General features: G+C 38.4%; 19 protein-coding genes. 15 read left to right on the forward strand and 4 right to left on the reverse strand.

Features of this window, described 5'->3' with window-relative positions; all coding sequences use genetic code 11:
* Positions 1-83: 83 nt before the first annotated feature.
* The 6 genes from BLT94_RS01455 (at position 84) to BLT94_RS01480 (ending at position 5,079) form a co-directional block, all read left to right on the forward strand.
* On the forward strand, positions 84-1,298 hold the full coding sequence (locus BLT94_RS01455) for a L,D-transpeptidase family protein (RefSeq protein ID WP_175530232.1): 1,215 nt from the start codon (positions 84-86) through the stop codon (positions 1,296-1,298).
* Complete coding sequence (locus tag BLT94_RS01460) at positions 1,262-2,164, forward strand: hypothetical protein (protein ID WP_092229711.1); 903 nt, start codon at positions 1,262-1,264, stop codon at positions 2,162-2,164. The genes BLT94_RS01455 and BLT94_RS01460 overlap by 37 nt, the downstream gene beginning before the upstream one ends.
* 44 nt (positions 2,165-2,208) lie before the next feature.
* Positions 2,209-2,619: a bactofilin family protein gene (locus tag BLT94_RS01465; protein WP_092229715.1), complete on the forward strand. Its 411-nt coding sequence runs from the start codon at positions 2,209-2,211 to the stop codon at positions 2,617-2,619.
* 73 nt (positions 2,620-2,692) lie between these two features.
* Positions 2,693-3,127, forward strand: a complete 435-nt coding sequence (gene rplM, locus BLT94_RS01470) for a 50S ribosomal protein L13 (protein ID WP_092229719.1) — start codon at positions 2,693-2,695, stop codon at positions 3,125-3,127.
* A gap of 25 nt (positions 3,128-3,152) precedes the next feature.
* The gene (rpsI, locus tag BLT94_RS01475) at positions 3,153-3,548 is read left to right on the forward strand and encodes a 30S ribosomal protein S9 (RefSeq protein ID WP_092229722.1); all 396 of its coding nucleotides are present in this window, start codon (positions 3,153-3,155) and stop codon (positions 3,546-3,548) included.
* A gap of 94 nt (positions 3,549-3,642) precedes the next feature.
* Positions 3,643-5,079 (forward strand): exodeoxyribonuclease I, encoded by a 1,437-nt coding sequence (locus BLT94_RS01480; protein ID WP_092229724.1) that lies wholly within the window; start codon positions 3,643-3,645, stop codon positions 5,077-5,079.
* On the opposite strand, the gene BLT94_RS01485 is transcribed toward BLT94_RS01480, so the two are convergent.
* Together BLT94_RS01485 and BLT94_RS01490 are read right to left on the reverse strand one after the other, a co-directional pair.
* Complete coding sequence (locus BLT94_RS01485) at positions 5,062-5,814, reverse strand: PilZ domain-containing protein (RefSeq protein ID WP_092229727.1); 753 nt, start codon at positions 5,812-5,814, stop codon at positions 5,062-5,064. The genes BLT94_RS01480 and BLT94_RS01485 overlap by 18 nt on opposite strands.
* A 67-nt stretch (positions 5,815-5,881) precedes the next feature.
* Positions 5,882-6,151, reverse strand: a complete 270-nt coding sequence (locus tag BLT94_RS01490; protein ID WP_014956874.1) for an HU family DNA-binding protein — start codon at positions 6,149-6,151, stop codon at positions 5,882-5,884.
* A gap of 203 nt (positions 6,152-6,354) precedes the next feature.
* Here BLT94_RS01490 and BLT94_RS01495 point away from each other — a divergent pair, with 203 nt between their 5' ends.
* Complete coding sequence (locus BLT94_RS01495) at positions 6,355-6,831, forward strand: chemotaxis protein CheX (protein WP_092229730.1); 477 nt, start codon at positions 6,355-6,357, stop codon at positions 6,829-6,831.
* A 45-nt stretch (positions 6,832-6,876) separates the two neighbouring features.
* Here BLT94_RS01495 and BLT94_RS01500 read toward each other — a convergent pair whose 3' ends face one another.
* Positions 6,877-7,677, reverse strand: a complete 801-nt coding sequence (locus BLT94_RS01500; protein WP_092229732.1) for a prepilin peptidase — start codon at positions 7,675-7,677, stop codon at positions 6,877-6,879.
* 209 nt (positions 7,678-7,886) lie between these two features.
* Between BLT94_RS01500 and lon the strand changes: the two genes are divergently transcribed.
* The 8 genes from lon (at position 7,887) to folE2 (ending at position 14,735) form a co-directional block, all read left to right on the forward strand.
* Positions 7,887-10,316 (forward strand): endopeptidase La, encoded by a 2,430-nt coding sequence (gene lon, locus BLT94_RS01505; RefSeq protein ID WP_092229734.1) that lies wholly within the window; start codon positions 7,887-7,889, stop codon positions 10,314-10,316.
* Complete coding sequence (tsaB, locus tag BLT94_RS01510; protein WP_092229737.1) at positions 10,313-10,996, forward strand: tRNA (adenosine(37)-N6)-threonylcarbamoyltransferase complex dimerization subunit type 1 TsaB; 684 nt, start codon at positions 10,313-10,315, stop codon at positions 10,994-10,996. Before lon ends, tsaB begins: the two co-directional genes overlap by 4 nt.
* Before the next feature lie 65 nt (positions 10,997-11,061).
* The gene (locus BLT94_RS01515) at positions 11,062-11,724 is read left to right on the forward strand and encodes a phosphatidylserine decarboxylase family protein (RefSeq protein WP_092229740.1); all 663 of its coding nucleotides are present in this window, start codon (positions 11,062-11,064) and stop codon (positions 11,722-11,724) included.
* A gap of 19 nt (positions 11,725-11,743) precedes the next feature.
* Positions 11,744-12,469, forward strand: a complete 726-nt coding sequence (gene pssA, locus BLT94_RS01520) for a CDP-diacylglycerol--serine O-phosphatidyltransferase (protein WP_092229742.1) — start codon at positions 11,744-11,746, stop codon at positions 12,467-12,469.
* Positions 12,470-12,518: 49 nt separating this feature from the next.
* Positions 12,519-12,986, forward strand: coding sequence for a transcription elongation factor GreA (greA, locus tag BLT94_RS01525; RefSeq protein WP_092229744.1), 468 nt, complete (start codon positions 12,519-12,521; stop codon positions 12,984-12,986).
* 20 nt (positions 12,987-13,006) lie between these two features.
* Positions 13,007-13,210, forward strand: coding sequence for a DNA-directed RNA polymerase subunit omega (gene rpoZ / locus BLT94_RS01530; RefSeq protein WP_014956882.1), 204 nt, complete (start codon positions 13,007-13,009; stop codon positions 13,208-13,210).
* Between the two features lie 15 nt (positions 13,211-13,225).
* Entirely contained in the window at positions 13,226-13,981 is a 756-nt protein-coding gene (locus BLT94_RS01535) for an ATP-binding protein (RefSeq protein ID WP_092229746.1), read from the forward strand.
* The gene (folE2, locus tag BLT94_RS01540) at positions 13,956-14,735 is read left to right on the forward strand and encodes a GTP cyclohydrolase FolE2 (RefSeq protein ID WP_092229748.1); all 780 of its coding nucleotides are present in this window, start codon (positions 13,956-13,958) and stop codon (positions 14,733-14,735) included. The genes BLT94_RS01535 and folE2 overlap by 26 nt, the downstream gene beginning before the upstream one ends.
* A gap of 40 nt (positions 14,736-14,775) precedes the next feature.
* On the opposite strand, the gene BLT94_RS01545 is transcribed toward folE2, so the two are convergent.
* Complete coding sequence (locus BLT94_RS01545; RefSeq protein WP_175530233.1) at positions 14,776-15,990, reverse strand: D-alanyl-D-alanine carboxypeptidase/D-alanyl-D-alanine-endopeptidase; 1,215 nt, start codon at positions 15,988-15,990, stop codon at positions 14,776-14,778.
* Positions 15,991-16,167: the final 177 nt, after the last annotated feature.

The following is a 16,167-nucleotide window of genomic DNA, read 5'->3' on the forward strand; positions in this document are numbered from 1 at the left end:
TGCTTTTTGCGGGACTGTTTTTTTTAACATTTGATTCTATTGTTTTTTCAGATGAAAAATCATTTCCATCCGCAATTATTAAATTGCCTGAAAATGAAAATGTAATTTTAGTTGAGAAAAAAAGCCAAACCCTTTTTCTTTATACTTCCCGAGCCAATGAAATGGTTGTTGTGTTTCAGTTTCCTTGTTCGACAGGAGAGGCATCCGGTATAAAATTCAAGGCAGGCGACAAGAAAACACCCGAGGGTATTTATTTTTTGAAGAACGAATATGAGGATAAATACTTGTCACCGGTATATGGGAAAAAAGCATTTCCAACAGATTATCCCAATTTTATTGATAAAAGAGTGGGGAAAAATGGATCAGCTATCTGGATACATGGTACAAATAAAAAACTCAAGCCCATGGATTCAAACGGATGCATTGCATTGGAAAATGCTGATATCCTGAAGCTTTCAGACTATGTAACCCTTGATTCAACACCTGTGATTATGGTTCAGGAAATTGACAAGGTTAAAAACGAAACAATCATCAAACAGGCTATGAATATTGATTCTATCTTGACGCAATGGGAAATTTCCATTGAAAACGGAAATTATCATGATTATTTATCATTTTATTCTCCTGAATACTTACCCTATATCAATTGGTGGGAGCAGTGGTTCAAAATAAGAAAACAAGCGGACAAGTCTGATTTAAGCCTGGGGGTGAAAAGGGAAAGAACTGGGATCTATTATCATAACCGTGTTTTTGTGGTTTTATTTGATTTGTTTTTAACCGCTAAAAATGGAAAAGTCCAAAATGGAAAAGTATGCTTAGGCAAAAGAAAATTATTTTTGGAGTATCAAGACAATACCTATAAAATTATTGGCGATATTTTTCAAACAGTATCAAAAAAATTTCAAAAAGCAAAAGTTCCTTTGATTACAGCTGCAAATACACTTGTAACACCGGTTTTTACAAAAGAATCAATCATTAATACCACTCAGCAATGGCTGGCGGCATGGTCAAAAAAGGATATGACCAAGTATGCTTCATTTTATGCTGAAAATTTTTACTCTGACGGGATGAATAAAAAGGCTTGGGTTAAAAGAAAACAGAATTTATCAAAAAAATATGATTATATACATGTTTCCGGTAGAGAATTCAAAGTAAAGCCGGGCAGGATGACATGTGAGATTTCTTTTTTTCAGGAGTATAAATCCAGCAGGTTAACAACCCAGGGGGTAAAAAGTTTGAAATTAGTTAATAAAGGTGGATTATGGAAGATATATCAAGAGAGCTGGAAAGGGAAATAAGGCGATCCAGACCAAAGCCATATAAAAAGAACAGAAAGTCAAGGATTATGATAATTGATGATTTCGGAGGAATAAGATCCGGTGAATATTTAAAGCCTCTTTTAGGTGTTTTATCTGCCGTCAGCATACTTTTTTTTGTGGCAGCGGCCATATTTTATTATACCGGGATATCCAGGGGTGTGGATTTAATTAAAACCAGGCTTGTTCGATCTGAAAACAGAGTTGATGAACTGAGCAGGGAAAAAGAAATATTAATGGCAAGGTTGGTGATTTCGGGAAAAGATCCAAAGATTATTAAAAAAGAAGTTGAAGAAAAAAAACCTGTGGTCTCAAAGAATCGGGAAGCAAATTGCGTTTCGGAACTTGAAAATAGGGTCAAAACAAATCAGCTTTCAACGGCTGAACAACAAGAAAACAGGGTTCAATCTAAATTAAATGCCTCTAAACTAAATACTATTGATAAACCGCCTGACACATCAGCCAAATCTAAAGTGATGAAAAAAACAGTTTTGATAGAAAAATTTGCTGTTACAAAGGATGGAACAAATGGCGATCTTCTGGTTCGATTTAATATCAAAAATAGTTCTAATAAACCCGGAGATGTTTCAGGAAGAATTTTCACACTGTTGAAACCTGATAACAATATTGAAGATCAATGGCTTGTGGTGCCAGCCTCAGCCTTGAAAAATGGTATTCCGTCTGAGTATGGAAAAGGGCAGTATTTTTCAATTGCGCATTTTAAACCAGTTAAATTCAGGATCAAAAGTCAGGCTGATCCTGAATTTTTTAAAAAAGCGGCTATTTTTATATTTAATGATCAAGGTGATTTGATATTCGATAAGATGATCGATATCACTGAGGCTTAAGGCGGTAAAAGGTATTCAATCATAGGCAGGCCGGGAGATATAAAGTGGGAAAGAAAAACAGCCAAAACCTTTCAATTATTGATAGGGAACTAAAAATTGAGGGATCAATATCAAGCAGCGGAAAATTGATTATAAAGGGGCAGGTAACAGGTGCTATTGAAGGAGAGGTGGTGATCATTGCAGAGGGAGGGCAGGTGAATTCCAGTGCTACAAAGGTATCCAGTATTACGATTGGCGGAAAATTTCAAGGAGAAGTTACGGCATCCAGGGAATTGATTATTCTTGCCACTGGGGTATGTGCAGGTAAAGTAGAGTGTAAAGACCTTATTGTTGAAAATGGTGGTGTTTTAAATGCTGAAGTTTTTTGTAAGACCTCAAGCAAACTATCGGCAGGGAAAGATTCAACTGCGCTTGACAACCCTGATTTACAAAAAGGAAAACAGATAGAGCTTTAAATTTTGCTTGACATGGATATTAAAATTATGTAAGTTTTATAGATTGTGTTTATGAAGAGGAGCGTTGAAGAAATTGAAAAAATATACATATAGTGCAAAAAGATCAGACAATAGTGAAAATTGGTGTGTCATTGACGCAAAGGATAAAATTCTCGGCAGGCTTGCATCTCAGGTGGCGTATAGGATTCGTGGAAAACACAATCCTCTTTTTACGCCTCATGTTGATACGGGTGACTGGATTATTGTTATCAATGCAGATAAGATTCGTATGACGGGTAATAAACTGGATCAAAAAAAGTATTACCGTCATTCAGGTTATATTGGCGGCATTAAATCCACTACGGCAAAAGAATTGCTGGAGAAAAAGCCTGAAGAGTTGATAAAAAAAGCGGTTAAGGGAATGCTTCCTAAGAATCGACTTGGCAGAAAACTTGGTAAAAAATTATTTGTATATACGGGCGATCAGCACCCTCATGCTGCTCAAAAGCCTGAAGTTGTTGAAATCTAAGGAATAAAGGACGCGATAATTATCAATGGAAAGTGGAAACGTATTTTACGCGACTGGTAAAAGAAAAGATTCTATAGCCAAAGTATGGTTAACACCCGGCAATGGTAAGATTGTAGTCAACAATAAAGATCTTAATGAATACTTTGAATTAAATGTAACAAGAGATTTGCTTTTATCCCCTTTGGTTCTTACTGAAAAAAGCGATGCTTTTGACATTAAAGTTACCGTGATGGGCGGCGGAAAATCCGGTCAGGCCGGTGCTGTACGTCTTGGTGTGTCCAAAGCGCTTGAACTTTCAGATCCTGATCTTCGAGGTGTTTTAAAAAACGCAGGATTCCTTACAAGAGATTCAAGGAAAAAAGAACGTAAAAAATACGGTAAAAAAGGCGCAAGAGCAAGCTTTCAGTTTTCAAAAAGATAGCCTTTTTTATTCAATCGAATCATCCGGTACAAACGCACCAGGGACAAAGATGTTTTTTTTTGTCCCTTTTTGTGTTGGGAAATGAAAGATAAAAATGAAGACCTTTTTGTTCTACGATATTGAAACCAGTGGTTTAAATCCTGCATTTGATCAGATTTTAACGTTTGCCTTCATCCGAACTGATTTTGGACTCAATGAAATAGACAGGCAAACCATTACCATTCGGTTGCGTAAAGACATTGTGCCGTCGCCAAAAGCTTTTTTAACTCACGGTTTGACTTACGATGAATTAGAACATGGTATCAGTGAATATGAAGCAGCTTTGAAAATTCATAACATATTAAACACACCGGGTACTATAAGTCTGGGGTATAATTCACTTGGTTTTGATGATGTTTTCTTAAGGTTTCTTTTTTATCGAAATCTTTTAGATCCCTATTTGCATCAATATGGTAATGGGTGCTATAGGATGGATATTCTGCCAATTACGGCTGTATTCAGGGTCTTTTATCCATCTTGTCTGAAGTGGCCGTGCATTGATGGAAAACCAAGTCTGAAACTTGATTTGATTTCTTCTGAAAACAGGTTTGTCACTTCCGGCAAGGCTCATGAAGCAATGAATGATGTTGAGGCTGTCATTGAGCTTGTCAGAAAATTGGTTCTTCAAAAGGATATTTGGAAATATTGTCTTGAATTTTTTAATAAAACCCGGGATGAAATCAGGATAAGCCGCATTGAAAAAACTTTTGATATTCAATCAGAGCGCTTCAGTGTTTGTATTATGGTTTCGGCATCTTTTGGGGCCGGGAAAAATTACCTGGTGCCTGTTATCCGTCTTGGAGAATCAAGGGTGTATAAAAATCAAAGTCTTTGGTTGCGACTTGATTCAGACGACATTATAGGCCTGGATGCGGATCAGGATTTGAAGGATACGTTTGTGATAAGAAAACGTCCCGGAGATGCATTGATCGTATTGCCTGCCCTTGAAAGATTTTGGGAAAAATTGCCGGAGGCTTCGCAAAAATCTGCCAATGAAAATATGGATAAAATTCGTCATCACCGGGAAAAATTTTTTGAATTTATTGAGTACCATTGCAGTTATAAATATCCTTTTGTACCCAACATAGACCCGGACGCAGCGCTTTACCAGGATGGTTTTTTTTCCTCCCTTGAGAAAAAACAAAGTGATTTGTTTCATAAGGCTTCGAACAACCGGAAAAAAGAAACCTTACAAAAAATTCAAAGCCCCAGGATAAAAAAATTAGCCGGTCGTATTTTTGACAGGAATTTTAAAGATGAAACAGGGCAATCAAAAGATAGTGAATATCATCTTTACTTGAACAGGTTAAGATCTTCTTTGCCTGAAGATCAGTTTATCGGCTATAAAAACGATATAAAATTTAATTGTAAGCAAGGTATGCGGGAATTAAAGGAAGTGGAACAGGAGCTTTTGAGTCCGAATCAGGATCAAAAAAAGATGCTTGGATGGTTAAAAGAGTATATAATGAATTTATCAATTCCTTCTGCTTAGAGTTTTCAGGTCGTCAATCTGGGCATCATGGATAAACCGGTTTAAAAGTGTTTCATTTTTATTTCCCAGGTTTAAAATTTTTAGCCCCACTAAAGCGTAGGTTCTGGAATTATTTGTATTGATTCTGACAACTTGCGTCTTGATAGATAGAACACCAACAGGTGTGCCCTGATTCGTATTGATCAGGATAATTCCTATCATAATATGCTCATTGATTTTTATTTCACACAAAGGATTTGGTTTGTTGTTAGTTTTTTTTGGAATCACAAGGCTAAGCCCGGAAAGAGAAATATCTTTAATAGAAAATTCCCTTGACGTATAATATTCAAAATTTTTATATCGCAGTTTTCCTTTAACCAGATGCTTTGCATTAAGCAACAATCGAAAACCACCCCTGATATTGGTCTCTTTTACAGGCAACTCATAGCTTAACAACACCGCTTGTACTTTTGTATTATTGGCGAGCGCGAAGTGATTAATGATTTTAAACTGACGACAAGTTACGCCGAGTCTTATTTTTCTGTTTTTATCCTGAATAATAGTGGTCAGGTGTAACTCTTTAAAATTCGTATCTTTTAAAAACGGTATGTGAGGTTGGGCAATAATAATTGACGTATTGGCCACATTAATATCATAAATAATGGATGGCCTGCAGTAAGGTGCCAGGGAATTAATATTGAAAACCATATCCACCCCAACGGATGGCAGCATTATTTTGCTTATATCAAAGCCCATGGTTTAATTACTATCCAGGCAGTATTTATCCTGATGCGTCATACTGCCTGAACCAAACCTGTCGATATTATTTTACAGCGTCTTTTAATGCTTTTCCCGGGATGAACTTTGGTACGTTTCTGGCCGGAATATCAATTTCTTTGCCGGTTTGTGGATTTCTTCCCTTTCTGGCTTTTCTTTCAGCTGTTTTAAATGTTCCAAAACCAACCAGTGTAACAGAATCATTGTTGGACAGAGCATCTGTAATTGCCTTGATGGTGCAGTCAACAGCAGACTGTGCATCTTTTTTGCTGTTAAGTACTTCTGAAACCTTGTTTATTAAATCACCTTTATTCATTTTGATCACTCCTTTTTTAGGTTTTAGAAATGTTTAAATACTAAAATCGTCGATAACATAATTTTTTAAGTTAAATTGAATCAGCTTTTCTGCGTAAGTTACGTCGTTGAGAGGCCCGTGTCAAGTATTTATTCACATTTTTTATTAAATTTGTTGCCAGAATGAAGCGAAAATCATAAAATCAACTTAAACAGGAGGAAAATATGGATGCAGCACTGGTAAATCCCTTTATTGAGGGTACGTTACATATTCTTGATACAACGGCATTTGTAAAAGTAAAACCGGAAATTCCGTTTTTGAAAAAAGATAGAAAAGCATTGGGTGATATTTCCGGGCTGCTTGAAATATCCGGTGATCTTTCCGGCTCAGCCGCCATTAGTTTTTCGGAAAAAAGTATACTTGGAATCGTTTCGGCGATGTTTGGTGAGGATATGACCCAACTCAATGAAGAAATAAATGATGCGGTAGGTGAGATCTGTAATATGGTAGCCGGCCATGTTGCGACAAAAATTGCTGAGATGGATAAAAAGGTAAGAGTTAAGTTTACGGAGATCAAAATAGGCAAGGATGCATTTATAGAACACGTTAAAGGTGTGAAACATGTTCTTGTTCTTCCTTTTAATACGACAAAAGGTAAGATGGTTATAGAAATATGCTATGAAGGTGTGAATGATGGGTGATGAGGCGGAGCGGCAATTTGTTTCTCAATACTCAGAAGCCGGCACCTAAAATCCAAAACTCACCAGATACCAGTGAATCAATTGATTTCCAAAGAAAATATATACAATTGCGCCTAACGACAGAAATGGTCCAAAAGGAATCTTTAATTTTGTATCTGCTATTCTGGTGTAAAGCATGATAAAAATTCCGGTGATGGTGCCGAATAATGAGCCTGTAAAAATAGTGAAAACAACCCCTTTTATTCCGGTTGCAGCGCCAATCATGGCCAGAAGTTTAATGTCACCGCCGCCCATGCCCTCTTGTTTCTTTAGTAAATAATAAAAAAGCGCTACCGCATATAAACTGCCCCCTCCGGCCAGTATGCCCAATAGAGTGGTTTTTATGGTCATTTCAGGTATGAAATAGAAAGAAGACGCAAAGATTGGTATGCCTGTAAGAGAGATGCTGTCCGGGATGATTTGATAATCAATGTCGATAAATGAAATGGTAATTAAAGCGCTTATGAAAACAAACCAGTAGGCCATGGAAGGAGTTAGCCCGAACTTAAGGAATAACAGGAGGGAAAAGATACCGGTCAGCGCTTCTATAAAAGGGTACCTGATGGATATCGGGTTCAGGCAGAATTTGCAGTGGCCCATTAAAAAGAAGTAGCTGAATATGGGAATATTGCAGTAAAAGGGAATGCTGTTTTTACAATTGGGACAGAACGATCCCGGCGTGACAATAGATTTGTTTGCAGGAATCCGGTAAATACAAACATTTAAAAAACTTCCGATACAGGTGCCGAATATAAAAACAATCATTCCCGGAATTATTAAGTTTGAATAAGAAAAATAGTCTGTCATTGTCATGTTCTCTTTTTGTTTAGGTTTTGTTATTTTCTTTTATTATAGTTAAAAATATTTTTTCAAGGATATTGTAAAAATTAAAATGTGTTTTATTGTAAAGTCACCAGTATGAAGGTATGAAAAGTGAATGTCAAACACTGAATGCAAAGTTAACTGTCAAAAAAATTTTCATTCAGTGTTTTTTATATGAATAATAAGGAGCAAAAATGGCTGAAGCAGATATTGATGACCTGATTGAAATTATAGAAAAAGAAAGCAACATAGAGGATATCCCGAAAATTCTTCCCATGATGCCGGTAAGAGATGTTGTCGTATTTACCGATATGCTGCTGCCATTGTTTGTCGGACGGGAAAAATCCATTAAAGCAGTTGAAGAGACTGTGGAGTATGACAGGTATATCTTTTTGAGCGCCCAGAAAGATTCTGAACTGGAAAAACCAACAGCAAAGGATGTTTATGCCGTTGGTACGGTTGGCAGGATTCAAAAAATGATCAAGTTGCCGGATGGCAGGATCAAGGCCCTGGTTCAGGGAATAGCCAAGGCAAAGATATTGGAATACGTTAAAAAGAGAACTTTTTTTAAAGTTCGGATTGAATTTTTAACGGATGTCGATCCTGTGGAACTCAGCATTGAAGATGAAGCTTTGATGCGTAATGTCAAAGAAGCCAGTGAAAAATTATTGGCCCTTAAGGGCGAGTTTTCGGGGGATGTGGGGGATTTGTTGTCTCATATTGAATCTCCCGGCAAATTGGCAGATCTTGTTGCTTCCAATTTGAATTTAAAGGTTGAGGATGCCCAGATTTTACTTGAAATCACCGAAGGAACCGAACGGTTGAAAAAGGTGAATGATCTTTTGGCAAGAGAACTGGATCTTTCAACGGTTCAGGCTAAAATTCAAATAGATGTCAAAGATGAGATTTCTAAAAATCAAAGGGATTATTATCTCAGAGAGCAGGTAAAGGCAATTCACAGGGAGCTTGGAGAGAATGACGAGAAACTTGCCGAAATAGAAGAGTTTAAGGAAAAAATTAAAAAATGCAAAATGCCCCAGGACTGTGAACAAGAGTCACAAAAGCAACTCAAACGTCTTGAGCAGATGCATTCCGACTCTTCTGAAGCTTCGGTTGTAAGAACCTATCTTGACTGTATCGTTGATTTGCCATGGAGCAAAGCAACAAAAGATTTTCTTGATATTCCAAAATCACAAGAGGTTCTGGATGCAAATCATTTTGGTCTGGATAAAGTCAAAGAAAGAATTCTTGAGTATTTGAGTGTCAGAAAATTAAATCCCCAGAAAAAAGGACAGATCATTTGTTTTGTGGGGCCTCCTGGTGTTGGAAAAACATCGTTGGGACAGGCTATTGCCAAAGCCATGAAGCGTAAGTTTCATCGGCTGTCCTTGGGCGGTATCCGGGATGAGGCTGAGATCAGGGGACATCGAAGAACTTATATCGGTTCCATGCCGGGACGGATTTTGCAAGGGTTGCGGCAATGTGGTACAAATAATCCCGTATTCATGCTGGATGAAATCGACAAACTGGGAAATGATTTCAGAGGAGATCCTTCTTCTGCCCTGTTAGAGGCTCTTGATCCTGAGCAGAATTTTGAATTTTCAGACCATTACCTGAATATGCCTTTTGATCTTTCCAATGTGCTGTTCATTTTAACCGCAAACATGTCCGACACGATTCCGTCTGCTTTGCTGGACAGGATGGAAGTGATCAGAATCTCCGGGTATACCCGCCAGGAGAAAAAAGTGATTGCCCAAAAACATCTTTTACCCAGAAAACTCAAGGATAACGGTTTGATTCGCAGGTCCATTCATGTCAGTTCCGCTGCCATGGAGTTGATTATTGCAGAATACACGCTGGAAGCCGGTGTACGAGGGCTTGAAAGGAAGCTGGATGCCATCTGCAGAAAAATTGCAAGGCAGATTGCAGATGGGAAAAAGGGAAAATTTTCCATCACCCGTCAAAATCTTACAAAATATCTGGGTCCGCCCCAATATCTTACAGAGCTTGATCAGGAAGAGAGCCAGGTGGGCCTGGCAACAGGCCTTGCATGGACTGAAGTCGGCGGAGAGCAGTTGTATATCGAGGTGTCATTGTATCAGGGAAAAGGAGAGCTGCTGGTCACAGGCCAGATCGGTGACGTGATGCAGGAATCTGCCAGGGCTGCCCTTACTTATACAAAAGCCAATGCAGATAAATTTGGTATAAACAAAGAAGATATTGATAATAACGATATTCATATTCATGTGCCTGCCGGTGCAATTCCAAAAGATGGTCCTTCAGCAGGAATTGCCATGGCAACGGCATTGATTTCAGCATTTACCGGTCGCAAAGTGAATAATAAAGTGGGAATGACAGGTGAAATTTCTTTGCGAGGAAGGGTTTTGCCCATCGGGGGGCTTAAAGAAAAAGCCCTTGGTGCTTTAAGGGCAGGCATTGACCATGTGATCATTCCCGAAAAAAACAAAAAAGATTTATATGATATGCCCAAGGTGATTAAGAATAAAATGAAATTTACCTGTGTAAGTGATATACGGGAAGTTCTTGATATTGCTTTGGAAGAAAAATCAAATAAAGAAAATTCAGATGAAGAAAAACCGGACAAGAAAAGGGCAGATAATTGAAACTTCTTTGTCTGAGTACGGCAGAACAGGGATGCAGCTTGGCAATTGTTGATGGAAGCATACTTGTTTGTGAAGAGTTTTGGGATGCCAGGCTGACGCATTCCAGGCGACTTGTGAAAATGATCGAGCATATGCTTGAAAACCGCGCTTTTATGGCACTGGGTGACATGGAAGGTTTTGTGGCTGCCAGGGGGCCGGGAAGCTTTACAGGGCTTCGAATCGGTATAAGTGTAGTCAAAGGATTGGCCTATGCCATGGGGAAACCTGCGGCAGGTGTTTCAAGTCTGGATGGGATTGCGTTCCGGTTTGATCATTGTTCCATTCCGGTTTGTGTGATGATGGATGCCAGGAGAAATGAAGTCTATTGCGCTGTTTATCATTTTGACCATGGCAGGTTGATGTCAAAAACCAAGGAAAGTGTTGTCAGTCCTGAAGAGGCAATCGGTATGACAAGCGGGCCTGTAGTGTTTGCAGGGTCGGGATCAAAAGCGTACCGGGATATCATTGAACAAACAGCCGATAATCCTGAGTTTGCGGATAGATTCTTGGATTCTGTGAGCGCAACCGCATTGCTCCGGTCCCTGGGTTCAAAAGAAGATTTTTTTAATTGCTCCGAAAATAGACTTGCTCCGGTTTATATCAGACAGTCTGATGCTCAATTGCAATTTGCTGAAAAATAAGGACATTGACATAAGGATAGATTGTTTGATAGTGTGACGCAGATATAATTGAAGAAAGTTAAATTATGGATAATTCAAAATGGCCGGCGCGGGCGGTTTTACCGGTTGCTCAACCCGGCCTGAAATTTATATTTATAGCCATTCTCATTACGGGGATGCTTTTTTATTTTGAGCGGGGAGTATTTTTCTGGATCTGTCTGGCAGTGACTTTATTTGTATGCTGGTTTTTTAGAGATCCTGATCGTGTGCCCCCTCAAGAGGAAAACAGCCTTATCTCTCCTGCTGACGGAAAGGTCATTTGTGTTGAAAAACAAGAAAAATGTGACTATTTATCCGATCCCTGCATCAAGGTCAGTATTTTTATGAATGTGTTTAATGTTCATGTAAACCGTGTTCCTTTTGACGGGATGGTGCAAAAGGTTGTGTATCATCCTGGAAAGTTTATGAATGCGTCTTTTGACAAGGCATCCATTCACAATGAGAGAAATGCATTGATTATCAAGACAGCGGATGATGCAAATTTTGCAGTGGTTCAGATAGCCGGTCTCATTGCCCGGCGTATTGTGAATTGTGTTAAAGAGGGTGAAATACTGAAAAAAGGGGATCGGTATGGGATGATTCAGTTCGGCTCCCGTCTTGATTTGTATTTGCCCCGGGATTTTAAAGTCGCTGTAAGTGTTGGTCAAAAAACAAAGGCCGGGTCTACTATCATTGGATATATGAAATAAAGGGGATAGACCTTAAAGGATGCAAAAACAGAATTTTAAAAAAAGTATTTATATTCTCCCCAATCTATTTACGTCCATGAATTTATTTTGCGGATACTATTCAATTACGGCAACTATCCAGCTAAGATTTGTTGATGCCGCTATTGCAATATTGATTGGTGCCGTGTTTGATTTGCTGGACGGTAAAATTGCCAGGGCAACCCATACCACCAGTAAATTCGGTGTTGAATATGATTCTCTGGCAGATCTGATTACCTTTGGGTTGGCACCTGCGCTTTTAATGTTTTTGTGGGTGCTTGAATCCATTGGCAGGCCGGGTTGGTCCGCAGCTCTCTTGTTTACGATATGTGGCGCATTAAGGCTTGCCAGGTTTAATACCAGTAAATCATCCGGTATTGATTTCGAGGGGTTGCCGATTCCTGCTGCTGCGGCAATGAATGTTTCCGCAGTTCTTTTTTTCTACAGATTGCAGATTAGTCCGGAATCCTTCAAGCTGATTTTTATGATACTGATGTTCGCGCTTTCTTTTTGCATGGTAAGTTCGTTCAGGTACAAAAGTTTAAAAAAGGTATCTTTTTTTAAAAGCATGAAATTTAACAAACTTGTCATGCTTGTCCTTGTTTTTGTTGCCTTTGCCACCGAACCTTATATTTTTCTTTTTGTTGTTTTTTCATTATATGTTGTGTCCGGACCTGTTTTATCACTGTTATATCATCACACATCCAAAACTGAAAAAGCGATTTAAAATTTATAAAGGGTTTAAAAATAATAATTATTATGGAGTAAATTGAACGTTGGAGCAGATACCTATAACAAAACAGGGCTATGCAGCCTTGAAAAAAGAACTTGAACGATTGAAAACAATTGAGCGGCCTGAAAACATCAAATCAATAGAAGTGGCCCGTGCCCATGGTGACTTGTCTGAAAATGCCGAATATCATGCTGCCAAGGAAAAACAGTCATTTCTTGAAGGCAGGATTGGTGAAATCAGCTATAAGATTGGAAATGCTAAAATAATTGATCCGGAAACCGTACCAAAGGATGCTGTCAGGTTTGCCTGCAGGGTTCGTGTTGAGAATCTTGACTCGGAAGAAGAAATAGAATACATGATTGTTGGTCCTGATGAAGCCGATATAAAACTGGGAAAAATTTCCATGTCTTCCCCTTTGGGCAGTGCGCTTATCGGCAAAAAACCCGGAGAGGAAGCAATCGTGCAGGCCCCCGGCGGTAAAAGAATATATGAGGTCATAGAGATTCTCTAAACATATTGGAGGGATGCGTTTTGGCAAGAGTTACCATTGAAGATTGTTTGAAAAATGTAGACAATAGATTTACCCTTGTTCATCTGGCTGCTAAAAGAATCAGGCAGGTCAGAGAAGGAGCGGATCTGCTGGTGAAATCATCCAAGAATGAGGATGTTGTGACAGTGTTAAGAGAGATTGCGGCAAACAGGATTGTGGCAAAAAAGAAACCCGAAGCCGAATAAATTATAGGGTTAGGATTGAAAACCGGGCTTCAAAAAAGAATCAATCGTGCCGTAGGAAAAGCAATTCATGATTGGGATATGATCCTTGAAAATGACCGGATACTGGTCGGTTTGTCCGGTGGTAAGGACAGTCAGGCGCTTTTAAAAATTTTATTTGCCCTGCAAAAAAAGGCACCAATAAAATTTGAACTTCTGCCCGTACACATTGATGCCGGGTTTGAAGGGTCATTTGCAAAAGATCTGGAAAACTATGTAGAGACTGCATATGGTGCCCTGAAAATTGAATACAAAGATTATGGTGTGCTGGCCCATTCAGATGAAAACAGGGCAAATCCGTGTTTTTTGTGTTCCTGGTTGAGAAGAAAAAGGCTTTTTGAGATTGCACAAGAACAGGGCTGTAAAAAAATTGCCTTGGGTCATAATAAAGATGATATTATTGAGACATTATTTATTAACATCTGTTATGCCGGTAAAATTGGTACCATGAAACCCAGGCAATCTTTTTTTAATGGTGCTATTGATATCATTCGGCCTTTGGCATATGTTGAGAAAAAAGATATTATACGGTTTGGCCAATTGTTTGATTTGCCGGAGTTTAAAAATAATTGCCCCAGTGCAAACAAGACAAAACGCAGTGAAATAAAAAATTTACTTGAAACATTGTATAAACATAATAAACACATAAAAGGCAATATATTCAGGGCAATGAGCAATGTTGCCCTTGATTATCTTTTAGAAAATAAAAATGATAGACATTCAAAATCAACCTGATTACAGGAATATTCCAATTGACAAGGTTGGGATAAAGGGATTGAAATACCCGGTTAAAGTTCTGGATAAAACAACGGGACTTCAGTCTACCGTCGCCCAGATCAGTATGTATGTGGATCTGCCCCATCAGTGCAAAGGAACTCATATGAGCAGGTTTGTGGAAATTTTGCATCTGTTCAGGACAAAGGTATCTTTGGAATCCATCACAAATATCCTTGAAGATATGAAGAAGATTCTTGGTGCCAAATCATCCCATATTGAGATCACCTTTCCCTATTTTATTGAGAAAAAATCCCCGGAAACCGGTTCAAAAGGCTTGATGGATTATACCTGCTCCATAATTGGGTCTTCAAACGGAAAAACAGATACGGATATTGTCTTAACCGTTGCTGTTCCTGTAACATCCGTATGTCCTTGTTCAAAAGAAATAAGTGAATACGGGGCACATAATCAGCGAGGAGAAGTGCTGGTCAGTACGCGGTTTAAACGATTGATCTGGATTGAACATATTGTTGAACTTGTTGAGGCCTGTGCATCCTGTGATATTTTTTCAGTTTTGAAAAGAGAAGATGAAAAATTTGTCACGGAAAAAGCTTATGATAATCCCAAGTTTGTGGAAGATATAGCAAGAGATGTAGCCAAAGCCCTGATGGAGGATGACAATATTACCTGGTTTTCCGTAAGCGCGGAAAATTTTGAATCCATCCATAACCATAGTGCTTACGCTTATATTGAAAAGGCTGTTATTTCTTAAATAAGGGTTCTTGAATTTGGGTTCTTAAATCAGCTTTTTTCTATTTGTTTTTTTGATTTGTTATTTGAGAAATTTTAACGATCAGTTTTTTTAGAATGGATTTATAGCCTCTATTTTTTTGGTTCACCATGATTATATATGGGTAAAGCCGATGATCATCTCCCATAATATATCCTGCACGGGTTCTGACATCTGAGAGTGTACCGGTTTTAAAAAAGTCATTTTTTTTGCAGTTTAATAATGAATAAAACGGCATAAATTCAATAAGACTCTTCAGCATCTGGTCTGGAGAGATTTGGTTTGTTCTTGACAGGCCTGATCCTTCTGAAAGAGTAAGATGACTGATTTTTAAATGGTTTATAGAATAATCCAGAATCGAGTTAACTCCTTTTTCAAGTGTGGCAGGTGTCCCATATGTCTTTGCCCCAATGGTTAACAATAATTGATTTGCAATAAAATTGCTGGAGTATGTCAACAGCTTTTTAACAATCTCTTTTAGTTCAAAAGGGGACACAAAAAGGTGTTTGTCTTTTTCTTTGATATCAAGTTTTCTGGTATCCCTTTTTCCTTGTAAAATATCTCCGGTGATTTTGATATGATTTTTTTCAAGAAAGTATTTGATCAACTGACCCGGATACAAGAGGCTTTGCTGTTTTGAAAGAATTATTCTGCCCTTTCGGAGGCCTGATCTGTTAATGTCGTCATAAAAGACTGAAAGCAACGGTGTCTGTGGTTCCGCACTGACAAACCTGTTTTGTTTTGAACTCCATTTGAACATAATTGTGTTGAAATTGGCACATAAGGCACCGACAGGGGCATCATAGGGATTTAAAGAATTGCTTTTGCCGGGAACCGTTATCTGTTCTGAAAAATATGTTGGATCAAGAATGATATGGTGAATTTGTTTGATTTTTGTTGTTAAAATAATGTCCAAGCACAGCTTTTCAATGACTTCTGAAATCAATAAAGGGTCACCAAAGCCTTTGATATAAAGATTTTTTGAGTTTTTATCAAAAAAATAAGCAGTTGAAAAACGATAGTCTTGTCCAAGGATATTAATGGCGGCAAGGCTGGTCAGAATTTTTAAAATAGAGGCGGGGATAAATTGTCGGTCCTTGTTTTGACTATACAGTATATTTCCTTGGTCATCGGCTAATACAATGCCGATAGGATCATCTGCGGCAACAATGCTTGCGGGCAAATTTTTTGCAACAATACAGGGCGGAGCCAATAGACCGACGCTGCAGAGGATCAAGCTAATTATAACTGCTGTGAGCAGATCTGATATTTTGCCTGGGTTTGCCGGGAATAAAAGGTGAAAGTTAATACCTGGTTTGTCGGGACTTTCATGTAAGTCCACATGGCAGATTTGTCTGCCACAATAAAAATTGAAATTTTTATTGTGGCAGTATGTTGCGCAGAGTTTCATATT

Source organism: Desulfobacula phenolica (assembly GCF_900105645.1).
In the GTDB taxonomy this organism is placed as follows: domain Bacteria; phylum Desulfobacterota; class Desulfobacteria; order Desulfobacterales; family Desulfobacteraceae; genus Desulfobacula; species Desulfobacula toluolica.